The organism is Thauera butanivorans (assembly GCF_048398245.1).
In the GTDB taxonomy this organism is placed as follows: Bacteria; Pseudomonadota; Gammaproteobacteria; order Burkholderiales; family Rhodocyclaceae; genus Thauera; species Thauera butanivorans.
In genome coordinates, this window is sequence record NZ_CP183038.1 from 794910 (window position 1) to 808775 (window position 13866).

Annotated in this window: 9 protein-coding genes; 6 read left to right on the forward strand and 3 right to left on the reverse strand. The window is 69.2% G+C overall.

Annotated features, from left to right (window positions below; genetic code table 11):
- Positions 1-6 precede the first annotated feature (6 nt).
- The 6 genes from peaD to ccsA all read left to right on the forward strand — a co-directional run bounded on the left by peaD (position 7) and on the right by ccsA (position 8291).
- Complete coding sequence (gene peaD / locus ACNQFN_RS03825; protein WP_174524560.1) at positions 7-1152, forward strand: quinohemoprotein amine dehydrogenase subunit beta; 1146 nt, start codon at positions 7-9, stop codon at positions 1150-1152.
- 86 nt (positions 1153-1238) lie between these two features.
- On the forward strand, positions 1239-2558 hold the full coding sequence (locus tag ACNQFN_RS03830; RefSeq protein WP_068639424.1) for an alginate export family protein: 1320 nt from the start codon (positions 1239-1241) through the stop codon (positions 2556-2558).
- Positions 2559-2600: 42 nt separating this feature from the next.
- Positions 2601-4103, forward strand: a complete 1503-nt coding sequence (locus ACNQFN_RS03835; protein ID WP_418648014.1) for an aldehyde dehydrogenase family protein — start codon at positions 2601-2603, stop codon at positions 4101-4103.
- An 87-nt stretch (positions 4104-4190) separates the two neighbouring features.
- Entirely contained in the window at positions 4191-5057 is an 867-nt protein-coding gene (locus ACNQFN_RS03840) for a hypothetical protein (protein WP_068639588.1), read from the forward strand.
- Positions 5054-6067, forward strand: coding sequence for a U32 family peptidase (locus ACNQFN_RS03845; protein ID WP_068639589.1), 1014 nt, complete (start codon positions 5054-5056; stop codon positions 6065-6067). Before ACNQFN_RS03840 ends, ACNQFN_RS03845 begins: the two co-directional genes overlap by 4 nt.
- Before the next feature lies 1 nt (position 6068).
- A complete protein-coding gene (gene ccsA / locus ACNQFN_RS03850) occupies positions 6069-8291 on the forward strand; it encodes a cytochrome c biogenesis protein CcsA (RefSeq protein ID WP_418648015.1) in 2223 nt (740 codons plus the stop codon).
- A 205-nt stretch (positions 8292-8496) separates the two neighbouring features.
- Here ccsA and ACNQFN_RS03855 read toward each other — a convergent pair whose 3' ends face one another.
- The 3 genes from ACNQFN_RS03855 to ACNQFN_RS03865 are packed head-to-tail and all read right to left on the reverse strand — an operon-like array spanning position 8497 to position 13866.
- Complete coding sequence (locus tag ACNQFN_RS03855; protein ID WP_418648886.1) at positions 8497-12186, reverse strand: indolepyruvate ferredoxin oxidoreductase family protein; 3690 nt, start codon at positions 12184-12186, stop codon at positions 8497-8499.
- Positions 12165-12947, reverse strand: coding sequence for a 2-oxopent-4-enoate hydratase (gene dmpE / locus ACNQFN_RS03860; protein WP_068639592.1), 783 nt, complete (start codon positions 12945-12947; stop codon positions 12165-12167). Before dmpE ends, ACNQFN_RS03855 begins: the two co-directional genes overlap by 22 nt.
- A 49-nt stretch (positions 12948-12996) precedes the next feature.
- A complete protein-coding gene (locus ACNQFN_RS03865; RefSeq protein WP_068639593.1) occupies positions 12997-13866 on the reverse strand; it encodes an alpha/beta fold hydrolase in 870 nt (289 codons plus the stop codon).

Sequence of the window (13866 nt, forward strand, 5' to 3'; positions counted from 1 at the left end):
GCAGACATGAAGAACACGATGATCGGCGGCGCGCTGCGCCGCAGTGCACGCGCCGCCGCCGTGGCCGCCTGTGTCGCCGGCAGCACGATGCCGGCCGCCGCGGCCAACGAGTCGCTGGCGCTGCAGCCGGGCAGCGAGTACCTGATGGTGGCGAACTACCCGAACAACCTGAACGTGGTCGATGTGGCGACCGCCAGCGTCTACAAGACCTGCACGCTGCCCGATGCCTTCGGTCCGGGCCTGACGCAGATCTCGCCCGACCGGCGTACCGCCTACATCCTGAACAACCGCTTCGGCACCATCTACGGGATTGAGCTGGATTCCTGCAAGGTGACGTTCCGCGCCGAGATGTCGCTGGCCGACAACGAACGGGCGAAGTCCATCGCGTCCTTCACCGTCAGCGCCGACGGCAAGGAGCTGTACGCGGTGCAGAACCCGACGACGATCAACCGCGACCATTACCGCGTCGGCGAGCCGCGCTTCGTGGTCTATGACAGCAGCGCGGGGCTCGATGCCCGCCCGGTGCGCATCTTCCCGGCGCCGCGCCAGTCCACCATCATGCAGGCGGCGCCCGACGGCACCCTCTACCTTGCCGGCCAGAACCTGTACACGGTGGACGTGAAGACCGGCGAGATGAAGGTGAAGCTGCCGATCCGCGACTGGAACCGCAGCACCCACGCGCCGCTGGACGTGCTCTACGTCTGGCCGGTGCAGACGCCGCAGCGGGACTTCACGATCCTCTACACCACCGCCGAATACCAGGACGGCAAGCAGGACATGGAGACGGCCGAATACCAGTACGGCTACCTCAACGTCAACCTGCTGAGCGGCGAGGCCGAGGCGCGCGAGTTCGGACCGCTGACCGAGATCTACTTCACCGGGCTGCGCTCGCCGAAGGACCGCAACATCATCTACGGCCTGCTGCACCGGCTGACCAAGTACGACATCGCCGAGCGCAAGCTGCTGCAGGCGGTGGAACTGGAGCACACCTACTACACCCTGCTGACCAACCACGACGGCAGCCGGCTCTACCTCACCGGCACCTTCAACGACATCGCCATCTACGACGCCGATTCGCTGGCCAAGCTGGGCAAGGTGCAACTGCCGGGCGGCGACATGTCGCTCGGTACCGGGCAGGTCTTCATACGCTGAGCCGAAGGCCCCGTTCCGCGGGGCCGTGCGGCCGCAAGCGCCGCAGGGATATGCACCAAAAAATACATGATCGAGGAGACGACGGAATGCGTATTCGGACGAACGCGGTGGCCGTGCTGGCCGCCGGGCTGACGGCCCTGGGGCCGGCACACGCGCTGGACCTCTACCAGGGCGAGCGGGGCTCGCTGGGCCTGAGTGTGGACGGCATGGCGGGGGCCTTTTCCACCCGTGAGGACTATCTGGGCGAAGGCGGCAAGAAGTGGCGCGAGGCCTTCATTCACGGCGTGCTGACCGGCAGCACCCGTGCCGGCGACGGCGAGCTGTACGGCGGCCTGGGCGCCATCGCGCAGGGCACCTGGGGCGACGGCGATGCCGGCGGCTACACGACCGGGCGCGAGCGCGATGTCGATCTCGAAGATGCCTACCTCGGCTGGCGCAGTGCGGGCGGGGTGTTCGACTTCTCCTTCGGCCGCCAGCAGTTCCAGCTCGGCGACGGCTTCCTGATCGCCGCCGACCGCGTCAACCTCGGCAAGGGGCTCGACGTGCTCGGCGTCGACGTCGATCGCGGCGGCTCCTATTACCTCGCGGCGAAGAAGAGCTTCGGCAACACCGCGATCCTGCGCATCGACCCGGCCGGACCGTGGCGCGGCGACGTGTTCTGGCTGAAGTCGAACAACCCCTACCAGCAGGACACCGAACTGGGCGGGCTGAACCTGGAGTACGTGTCCGAAACCCATGGCACGCTCGGCCTGAGCTGGATGAAGGTGCTCGGCGTCGACAAGGGCGCCGGGCTGGGCATCTTCGACCAGCGCGACGGCATGCGTATCGCCAACCTGCGCGGCCAGGGCAGCCTGGGCGTCGACAACCTGTTCGTGGCCTTCGAATACGTCGACCAGCGCGGCGGCGACACCGCGGTGAAGAACGACGCCGATGCCTGGTTCGTCGAGGGCGGCTGGACCTTCGCTGACGCCGCCTGGAGCCCGACGCTGAACTACCGCCATGCGCGCTTCTCGGCCGACAAGGCTTCGACCACCCGCAACGAGGCCTTCGATCCGCTGTTCTTCGGCCTCAGCCGCGGGCTGGGCACCTGGTTCCAGGGCGAAGTCGCGTCCAACTACGCCGGCCCGGCCAACAGCGGCAACAAGGTGGATCGCCTGGAACTGACGCTGGCGCCGCGCGAGGATCTGGCGGTCACGCTGCAGTACTGGGACATCCGTTCGATCGGCGACGCGGCCGACCTGGACGGGCGCGAGATCGACCTGTTCGCCTTCTGGGAGATCAACGACAAGCTCACCTTCGTGCCGCTGCTCGGCATCTACGAGCCGCGTGGCAAGGACGTGAAGAGCCTGCAGGGCAACAGCAGGCGCAACGTCTATCTGCAGGCGGTGCTGCTGTTCAACTTCTGAAGCCGCCGCTACCCACATCAAGGACACATACGGAGACAGACCATGGATGCTCACACGAGTGAACTGCTGCACGAGAACACCCGGCGTTTCCTTGCCCAGCCCAAGCGCCTGCTGATCGGCGGGGCCTGGGTGGAGGCCAGCGACGGCGCCACGCTGGACGTGTTCGACCCGGCCACCGGGTTGGCCTTCGCCAAGGTGCCGGCCGGCGGCCAGGCCGACATCGACCGTGCGGTGGCCGCCGCGCGCCAGGCCTTCGAAGGCGGCGACTGGGCGGCGATGCGCCCGGTCGATCGCGAGCGCCTGCTGATGAAGCTGGCCGACCTGGTCGAAGCCAACGCCCAGGAACTGGCCGAACTGGAAGCGCTGGACAACGGCAAGCCGGTGACGGTGGCGCGCTTCGCCGACGTCGCGCTGGTGGTCGACTCGCTGCGCTACATGGCCGGCTGGGCGACCAAGCTCGGCGGCGAGACCATGCAGCCCTCGGTGCCGATCATCCGCGAGCGCGAATTCTGGGGCTTCACCCGGCGCGAGCCGGTGGGCGTGGTCGGCGCCATCATCCCGTGGAACTTCCCGCTGCTGATGGCGGCGTGGAAGATGGGTCCGGCGCTGGCCAGCGGCTGCACGATGGTGCTCAAGCCGGCCGAGGAAACGCCGCTGAGCGCGCTGCGCCTGGCCGAACTGGTGCAGGAAGCCGGCTACCCGGCCGGCGTGTTCAACGTCGTCACCGGCCTGGGCCATGTCGCCGGCGCGGCGCTGTCCTCGCACCCGGGCATCGACAAGCTCGCCTTCACCGGCTCGACCGAGATCGGCAAGCTGGTGGGCAAGGCCGCGCTCGACAACATGACGCGCATCTCGCTGGAGCTGGGCGGCAAGAGCCCGATGATCGTGCTCGACGACGCCGACGTCGACGCGGTGGCCGCCGGTGCCGCACACGGCATCTTCTTCAACTCCGGCCAGGTCTGCACCGCCGGCTCGCGCCTGTTCGTGCACAAGAAGAAGTTCGACCAGGTGGTCGAAGGCCTGTCCAACATTGCCGCCGGCATGAAGGTCGGCGCCGGCCTCGACCCCGACACCCAGCTCGGCCCGCTGGTCTCGGCGGTGCAGCAGGAACGGGTGATGGGCTACATCCGCAGCGGCTTCGAAGAAGGCGCGCGTGCCGCGGTCGGCGGCGAAGCGGGCGAAGGCGGCGGCTACTTCGTCAAGCCGACGGTGCTGGTCGATGCGCGCGACGACATGCGGGTGGTGCGCGAGGAAATCTTCGGCCCGGTGGTGGTGGCGATGCCGTACGACGATCTGGACGAGGTCGCGCGCCGCGCCAACGACACGCCCTACGGCCTGGCGGCGAGCATCTGGTCGAACGACCTGACGCGGGTGCATCGGCTGATTCCGCGGATCAAGGCCGGCACGGTGTGGGTGAACTGCCACACGGTGCTGGACAACTCGATGCCGTTCGGCGGCTTCAAGCAGTCGGGCATCGGCCGCGAGATGGGGCGCGCGGTATTCGACCAGTACACCGAGATCAAGTCGGTGCTGATGGCCTTGTGAGTGCCGTGCGCGCTGCCGCAGGCCGGCAGCGCGCCGGTTCTTCCGATGCGGTCTGTGCGCGGCCCGGGGCCGCAAGGACGAAATGCAATGGAGACCCCCGAGCTTGCGGTGGCGGCGACCCGTCCCATCGCCCTCGACTGGACCGCGGCGGCGCCCGCCGTGCGCGAACGCCACTGGCAGCGCGTCCATGGCGATGCGTCGCTGGCCGCCTGGCTCGCCCCGCTGGCGCCGACGCATCTGCACTTCGGCAGCGAGTTCTGCGAGCACCTGCTGCCGTCGCCGCGTGCCTTGCGCGAGGCCGTGCGCCAGGCCGGCGCGCACGGCCTGCGTTTCGCCCTGCTCACGCCGGTCGCTTCGCCCGGGGTGATCGAGCGGCTCGATGCCTTGCTGCCGATGCTGTCGGACGGCATGGAGGTGGTGGCCAACGACTGGGGCGTGGCCCATCTGGTGGCGACGCGCTTTCCCTCCCTCGGGCTGGTGGCGGGCCGGGTGCTGTGCCGCATGACCAAGGACCCGCGCCTCGACGCGGGCTGGGCCGGCCGCTGCGGCCATGCCCTGGCGGCGCCGACGATGCGCGTGCTGTTCGAGCGCCTCGGCATCCGCCGGCTGGAACTCGACATGCCGGTCTTCCCCGCCGAGGAAGCGTTCGACGGCCTGCCGCTGCCGGCGGGCGTGCATCTTCCCTTCGTGTATGTGGCCAAGGGGAGGATGTGCCGCGCGGGGAGCCTGTCGATGACGGGGCCGGAACGCTTCGCCGTCGGCCGCCGCTGCCAGAAGGAGTGCCTGCGCATGTCGGCGGCAGCCTCGCGGCCGGGGCGGGACGATGCCTGCAGCGCCGTGCAGCTCGGCAATACCTTGTTCAGCCGCCATTCCGATGAGATGGCGGATTCCCTGAGACGTGCGGCCGGCATGGGCCGCGTCGCGCGCCTGGTGGTCGCGGGAGAGTCCTTGTGAGAATCGTCGCCCCGGTGTCCCGCCTGTCCGAGATCGCCCTGCTGGCGCAGGCCGGCGCCAGCGAGTTCTATTGCGGCCTGGTGCCGCCGGAATGGCTCGGCCGCTTCCATGCGCTGAGCGCCAACCGCCGTCCGTCCGGCAACCTGAAGAGTTACGCGGATCTGGCCGCTGCGGTCGAGCTGGCCCACGCCCATGGCGCCATGCTGTCGCTGGTGCTGAACGCGCAGAACTACCCGGCCGCGCAGTCCGAGGCGGCGGTGGAGATCGCGCAGCGCTTCGCCGACATCGGCGGCGATGCGCTGATCGTCAGCGATCTCGGCCTGGTCCATCTGCTCGCGGCGCGCTTTCCCGCCCTGCGCGTGCATGTCAGCTCGGTGGCGACCTGCCGCAATGCGGCGGCGGCCCGCTTGTGCCTCGAGCTGGGCGCGCGCCGCCTGATCCTGCCGCGCGACGTGAGCATCGACGAAGCCGCCGGCATCGCTGCCGAAGTGCCGGACATCGAGATCGAGGCTTTCATCCTCAACGACGGCTGCGTCTTCGAGGAGGGCGCCTGCCATACGATCCATCTGCCGGGGCAGATGGGTGGGCCGATCTGCCTCGACCGCTACCAGTATCACTACCGCCGCCGCGATGGCGGCGAACTGCCGGCGCGCGTGGCGGCGCGCCTGCGGGAGAACGACGAGGCCTACGAGCGCTGGCTGTGGTACCGCTTTTCCTGCGGCTTCAGCACCACGCCGGAGGGCCTGCCGTACGGGCCTTGCGGCCTGTGTGCCATCCCCGCGCTGCGGCGTGGCAAGGTGGCGGCGATCAAGATCGCCGGGCGCGAGGCGCCGACGGCGCGCAAGCTGGCGAGCGTGCGCATGGTGAAGTCGGTCGTCGACCGTGTGCGCGGCGGCGCGGACGATGCGGCGGTGCGGGATTTCGCCATGGCCTTGAGGCCTTCCGAAGCGCACTGCGCCACCGGCTTCATGTGCTACTACCCGGAAGTGCTGCGGGCGGAGGCGAACTGAGATGGGTGCCTCATTCCCTGCCGTGCCGGCCTGGGCGGCCGCCGTGGCTGCCGCGGCGCTGATTGCGGGCTGGGCGGCGGCGGGGCAGGCGGTGCTCGTGGCCGCGGCCGCGCTGGCGCTGCATGCGGTGTTCAGGCCGGCCGGACGCCCGCGCGTGCTGTCGCTGGCCGCGGCGCTGGCATGGGGATGCGTGCTGGCGCTGGGCTGGCATTTCGCCATGGACGGCTTCGCGCTGCGTTACGTCTGGCTGTACAGCAGCGCCGAACTGCCCCTGCATCTGAAGCTGGCCAACGTGTGGGGTGGCGACGAAGGCACGACGCTGCTGCTGGCGGCCTGCTGCCTGAGCCTGGCCGCGAGCGGCGCGCGCGCCGGCGCGGATGCGGCCCGCTGGTCCGTCGCCGCGGCGATCGCCGCCTGGTATGCGCTGACCGCGGCGTGGCTGGCGCCGTTCGCGGCGACGCCGGCCGAATGGCTGGCGCAAGCGCCGTCGCAGGGCATGAACGCCCATCTGATGAAGATCTGGATGCTGTTCCATGCGCCGCTGGTGGTGCTGGCCTATGCGTGGACGCTGTCGCTGGCGGCGCCCGCGCTGGCCGCCCTGCGCGGCGCGCAGCCGGCCTGGCCGGGCCTCGCCCGCGCACGGGCGCGGCGGGCCTGGGCGGTGCTGACCGCCGGCATCGGCTTCGGCATGGTATGGGCCTTCGAGGACGCGATGTACGGTCAGGTGTGGCACTGGGATCCGGTGCAGACCGCGGCCTTCTGCCTGTGGTGCTTCCTCTGCGCGCATCTGCATGGCGTCGCCGGCTGGGCGCCCGGGCGCAAGCGCGGCTGGGCCGTGCCCTGGGCGGCCTTGCTTGCTGCGCTGATGGCGCCGCTGGCGATGGCGGTGACGCGCAATCCGATGCTCGCCAGTTCGCACCGCTACGTGGGGGCGGATTCGTGGATCGTCCATTTCGCGCTCGGCATCGTGTTGCTGCTGGCCGGGCTGGGGTGTGCGCTGGTACGGAGCGGCCGCGGCGGAAAGGATGCCTCGCCGCGAGCGGCGTCCGGCATCGGGCTGTGGCTGGCCCAGCTCGGCCTCCTGGCGGCGGGCGTCGCGGCGCTGGCGCAACTGGCTTTCGCCTTCGGCGCCCAGGCCGGGGGGATGCCGCGGCCGGAGGAGTACAAGCCTTTTCTCGCCATGCTGGTCAACCTGATGCCCAACGGCAGCGAGCTGGATGCCTTGCGCCAGGCCTTCGACCAATGGGACGTGGATGGCTACGTGCTGGCCCGCCTGCTGCTGGCACCGCTGGTGGTGCTCGGCGGCGTCGGCGGCTGGTATTTCTTCCGCCGGCTGTCCAAGCGCGCGGGCTGGGCGTCGCTGGCACTGGCGGCAGCGCTCGCGATGCTGGGGGCCGAGTTCGGCGGCCTGCTGACGCGCGGCTATGCGGGCATGGGCATCCTGTCGCAGAGCATCGTTGCGCTGCTGCCGCTGCTCGACGCCAGCCTGGTCGCAGGGGCCTACCTGGCGGCGGGCTGCCTGGCCTGGGCCGGCGTGACGGCATGGCGCCTGGGCTGGAAAGGCGTGTCGGTGTCGGCGCCGCTGGCGGCGATCCATGCCGGCGTGGTGCTGATGCTGTGGGGCGGCATGATGGCGATCGCGCTCAACAGCTATTCGCAGCACGAACTGTTGCCGGAGGGCGGGCTGGCCGAGGCGGCGACCGGCTGGGTGAAGGACAGGCATGGCTATACCTTCCGCCTGGCCGGGGTCCGCTTCGGCGATGCCGACGACGGCGCCCGGCGCGGCGAAAACGGCATTCGCGCAGTGACGACGGTGGAAGTGCGCGGCGCCCGCGGCGAGATCATGGACGGGCAGACGCTCTATCGCGACAGCCGCAGCCTGCCCGAGCGTTACGACGGCCCGATGCGGCAGGTCTGCGAGTTGCTGGACTACCGCTATGCCCGTCACGTCACGACGCCGGGCTATCTGCTCGACCCCCTGATCGACCACGGCTGGGGCCGCAGCGTGCAGTTCTGGATCTCGCCCGCGGCGCTGCTGGAAGCGGCGGCTGCAAATGGCGAGCCGCCGGTCGTGGTCGCGGTGGTGAAGGTCTTTCCGTTCGTGTCGCTGCTATGGACCGGCCTCGTGGTGGCGGCGCTGGGCGGCCTCTGGCTGGCCTTGCTGCCGCAGCGTGAGGTGAGCGCGGCGCGGGGCAGCCAAGCCGGATCTTTTCGCGCACCGTGAAAAGACGCCGTCCCCGGCGGGAATGAGCCCGGCTGCGGACGGCGGCGGACTGCCTTGCAGCTTCCGCTTCGCGGCCGGCATGACGAATTCGGCGCTGGTGCCGATGTGCTCCATCTAGCCGGATTGAGAGCCCCTGGCGTCCGCATCGCGGCGGACGCCGGGAGCTCTTGTTCCGGTAATCGGCCTTGAGCTGGGCCGGCCGGGCTCATGTGAACCGCAGCACCTGTGCCGCGCCGCGGGCCTTGGCGGCCTGCGGGTTGTCGAAGTCGGCCAGCAGTTGCGCCTGCCTGGCCTTGGCGAGCGCCATGTGGCGCTCCTTGACGTGGCCGTAGCCGCGTACCTCGTCCGGCAGGCTGGCGAGCTTGACCGCGATCGCGAGCTTGTCGCGATCGAGCTTGTCGCACAGCGTGTCGAGCAGGCGGTCGTAGTCCTCGATCGCCTGGCGCTCCATGCGGCGCTCTTCGGTCTTGCCGAAGATGTCCCACTTGCCGCCGCGCAGGTGCTTCATCTTCGCCAGGTGGCGGAAGGCCTTCAGCATCCAGGCGCCGTACTTCTGCTTGATCGGTTCGCCGGTCTGCGGGTCGCGCTTGGTCAGCAGCGGCGGGGCGAGGTTGTACTCGACCGTGTAGCCGTGCGGGAACTGCGCGTCCAGTTCGGCCAGGAAGGCCGGATCGGAATGCAGGCGGGCGACCTCGTACTCGTCCTTGTATGCCATCAGCTTGTAGAGGTGGCGCGCGGCGGCTTCGGCGAGCGCCGAGCTCTCCGGCGCAACGCGCTTCTCGGCTTCCATCACCTGCCTCACCTTGGCCGCGTAGCGGCGTGCATAGGCGGCATCCTGGTAGCCGATCAGGTCGGGCACGCGGATTTCGAGCAGGCGGCGTACTTCACCCGTGGCGCCGACCGAATCCACGATCTGGCGTGCCTCTGCGGTCATTTCGGGCAGCTTGGGCGCCTTGGCCTCGTGCTTGCGGATCTCGGCGTGGACGTAGTCGAGGTCGATCACCGCCATGCGGCCCCACTTGAAGGCGAGCAGGCTCATGTCCACACCGACGCCGGCCTGCTCGATCGCGGTCTCGAAGGCCTCGGCGCCGATCGGCAGTGCGCCGGCCTGGTAGGCCACGCCGACCATGAACATGTTGGTCGCCATGCTGTCGGCGAACAGGCCCTCGGCCAGCGTCTGCGCGTCGAGGTAGACGTTGTCGTTGCGGCGCGTGACGCGGTCGATGCCCTGGGTGAGGCGATCGACGTTGGGGAACTGCACCGACTTGTCCGACACCATGTAGCCGGTCGGTGCCTGGCCGGTGGACACGATCGCGATCGTGCGCCCGGGATGGCACTTGTCCAGGTTCTTGCCGTCGGTGGCGTTGAGGATGTCGAAGCCGAGGTAGAGGTCGGTGCTGCCGTCGGAGATCTTGTTGGCGCCATCGAAGGGCCGGGCGGTGATCTTGATGTCGGAGATCACCGCGCCGCCCTTCTGGGCGAGGCCGGTCTGGTCGAGCCCGACCGCCCATTTGCCGTCGAGGCGCGCGGCATTGGCGATGGTCGCCGCCACCGTGACCGAGCCGGTGCCGCCGATGCCCATGACGTGGGCGCCGAAGTCGTCCGGGTTCACCTTGAGGACGGGGTCGGGCAGCGTCCGCTCGAGCGCGGGCAGGCGGCCCTGCTTCTTTTTCTTGCCACCGTCGGCGCTCTCCGGCGCGGCCTTGGGCGTGATGGTCAGGAAGGACGGGCAGAAGCCCTTCACGCAGGAGTAGTCCTTGTTGCACGAGGGCTGGTGGATGCGCGTCTTGCGGCCGAACTCGGTCTGCACCGGCTCGACCGACATGCAGTTGGACTTCTCGCCGCAGTCGCCGCAGCCTTCGCACACGCGCTCGTTGATCACCATCACCGCTGCCGGCTCCCACGCCTTGCCGCGGCCACGCTGGCGGCGCAGTTCGGCGGCGCACTCCTGGTCGTGGATCAGCACGGTCGTGCCCGCCGTCCCGGCGAGCAGCTTCTGCGCTTCCATGATGCGGTCGCGGTGCCAGATTTCGGTGTTGCCCGCGAGATCGACCGCGTTGTAGCGCGACAGGTCCTCGGTGGTGACGATGATGCGCTTGACGCCGTTGGCGACCAGTTCGGCCACCAGGTTGCGCACCGGCTCGGCGCCCATGATCTGCTGGCCGCCGGTCATCGAGGTGTGGCTGTTGACCAGGATCTTGAAGGTGATGTCGGTGTCGGTCGCCGCACAGTAGCGCACCGCCAGGCTGCCGGAGTGGGCGTAGGTGCCGTCGCCCATGTTCTGGAAGATGTGCCGGGTGTCGGTGAAGGGCTGCATGCCGATCCACTGCGCGCCCTCGGCGCCCATGTGGGTGCCCATCACCACGCCGCGGTTCATCCACATCGCCATCGTGTGGCAGCCGATGCCGGCCGACACGATGCTGCCGTCGGGGGCCTTGGTCGAGGTGTTGTGCGGACAGCCCGAGCAGTACCAGGCCGAGCGCGTCAGCGTGGCCGGCGCGTGGCGGCCGTGGATCTCGTCCAGGCGGCGGATCCAGGCTTCGGCCGATTCCAGCTTCGTCTTGCGCGACAGGCGGGCGTGCAGCGCGCGGGCGATGATGTCGGACTCGAATTCGCCGTGGAAGGGCAGCAGGTCGCGGCCTTCCTCGTCGCGCTTGCCGACGATGCGCGGCGCGTTGGCGGTGCCGTAGAGGATTTCCTTGGCGAAGAGTTCGATGAAGGGGCGCTTCTCCTCGACGACGAGGATTTCCTCCAGGCCGCGCGCGAAGTCGCGGATGTCGTCCGGCTGCAGCGGGTTGAGCATGCCGATCTTGAGGATGCGCACGCCGGCGCGGCGCAGCGCGTCGTCGTCGAGGCCCATTTCCATGCAAGCCTGGCGCAGGTCGTGGTAGGTCTTGCCGGCGGCGACGATGCCCAGCCAGGCGTCGGGGTTGGGGAGCGTGAGCTTGTTGAGGCCGTTCGCGCGCGCGTACTGGCGGGCGAGTTCGAGGCGCGCGTAGTACAGGGTGCGCTCCATGTCGAGCGCGTCCTTGCGCACGTTCATGCCGAGGTTGACCCCGGGCGTGTAGGGGCGGCCGTCGAGCTCCACCACCGGGGTGACGAACTGCAGGCGGTCCGGGTCGACGAGCGCGCTGCCGCTGCCGTCGGCGACGTTGGTGACGATCTTGAGCCCCGCCCACAGGCCGCAGATGCGCGACAGGTAGTAGCCGTGCAGGCCGAAGTCGAGGATGTCCTGCACGTTGCCCGGGTACAGCGAGGGGATGCCGACGTGGTAGAACATGGCCTCCGACTGGCTCGGCAGCGAGGACGACTTGCAGCTCGGGTCGTCGCCGAAGATGGCGAGCACGCCGCCGTTCTTGAGCGTGCCGGTGTAGTTGGCGTGCTTGAGCGCGTCGCCCGAGCGGTCCACGCCGGGTGCCTTGCCGTACCAGGTGCCGACCACGCCGTCGAACTTCTGCCCGCCGACCGTGTGCATCATCTGGGTGCCCCACACGGCGGTGGCGGCGAGGTCCTCGTTGAGGCCGTCGACGAAGTGGATGTTGTGCTGCAGCAGCAGCTTCTGCTGCCTGATGAAGTTGGCGTCCAGCATGCCGACGGGCGAGCCGCGGTAGCCGGACACGAACATGGCGTTGTTCAGACCGCGGCGACGGTCGAAGCGGATCTGGTCCATCGTCAGGCGCACCAGCGCCTCGATGCCACCGATGTGGATGATGCCTTCTTCCGCGGTGAATTGCCGGGTCAGGTCCTGTTTGGACGACATCGTGGGTTCCTCTGTCTCTGTGCTGGCTTGGCGCCTGTCATGGGTCGGGGGGCGGGGGCCGGGGCACCTACTCTCGTGCGCCGCCGGCCTGGCCGTGCACCGTGTCCTTGTGCTCAGACGAAGCGCACCGAGCAGTCGCCGATGCCGGCGACGGTCATGCGCAGGTTGTCGCCGGCCTGGGCGGGCACCATCGCGCCGAGCGCGCCGGACAGCACGATCTCGCCCGCCTCGAGGCCGATCCCCAGGCGGCCGAGGGTGTTCGCCAGCCACACGACCGCATTGACGGGCGAGTTCATCGTCGCTGCGCCGGCGCCGGTGACGACGACCTCGCCGTTCTTTTCCAGCACCATGCCGCAGGTGACGAGATCGAGGTCGCGCACGTCGATCAGCCTGGAGCCGAGCACGAAGACGCCGCAGGAGGCGTTGTCGGCCACGGTGTCCTGGATGCGGATCTTCCAGTCGCGGATGCGTGAGTCGACGATCTCGAAGCAGGCCATCACGCCTTCGGTCGCCCGCAGCACGTCGGCTGCGGTCACGCCCGGACCCATCAGGTCGTGCTTGAGCACGAAGGCGATCTCACCCTCGGCCTTGGGCTGGATCAGCGACGACGCTGGAATCGGGTCGCCGGCGCCGTACACCATCGCGTCGGTGAGCATGCCGAAGTCCGGCTGGTCGACGCCGAGCATGTTCATCACCGCCTTGCTGGTGACGCCGATCTTCTTGCCGACGATGCGCTCTCCCGCCTCGATGCGGCGGGCGATCATGCGCTGCTGGATGCGGTAGGCATCCTCGATGCGGATGTCGGGATGGCGCTCGGTGAGCGGTGCGATCGGGCTGCGGTCCCGCAGTGCCGAGTACAGCTCGTCGCCGCAGTGCTTGATCGTGTTTTCGTCCATTTCTGACTCTTGTCCCAGTGTTTCGTGTGGAATGCGGCCGATGGCTGGCTCAGTGCGCCAGGAAGTCGAGCGTCATGCGGTTGAACTTGTCCGCATGCTCCCACTGGGCCCAGTGGCCGCAGCGGTTGAAGATGTGCAGCTCGGCGTTGGGCATGCCCCAGATCAGGCGCAGGCCGACGTCCATCGGCACGAAGCGGTCGTCGCGGCCCCAGATCACCAGCGTCGGCGCGGTGATCTCGCCCAGGCGCGAGCCCTGGTCGGGGAACTGCCTGGGGTTGGCGGCCAGGCTCTTGACGAAGTTCTCGAGGTGGTCCTTGCGCGCCAGCATGTTGTCCAGGCGGGCCTGGAACAGCGCCTCGGTCATGCTGCCCGGGTCGAAGACGAAGACGTTCATCATCTTTTTCAGGTTCTCGATCGTCGGCTCGCGGTACAGGCCCTGCAGCAGCTTGATGCCTTCGGTGGGCATGGGCACGAACTGGCTCGGGCCGCCGGTGCCGCCACCCATCAGGATCAGCTTGCCGACGCGGGCCGGGTTGGAGAGCGCGAAGGCGACCGCACTGTGACCGCCCATCGAGTTGCCGACGATGTGCACCTTGTCCAGTTGCAGGGCGTCGAGCAGCGCCTTCAGGGTCTGGGCGTTGAGATCCGAGCGCGAGCCGGTGCACACGATCGGGTCGCTCTTGCCCCAGCCGAGGCAGTCCAGCAGCAGCACGCGGTAGCCGGCGCCGACAAAGGCGTCGACGTTGCGGTGGAAGTTCGCCCAGCCGGTGGCGCCGGGGCCCGAGCCGTGCAGCATGACGACGGTTTCCGCGCCGGCACCGCAGTCGTTGTAATGCACCTGCACGTCGAGTTCATTCACCTCGAGGCGGATGAGGTGGCTGGTGGCGGCTTCGGTCAGGGGGGCAGTCTGAATGGTCAT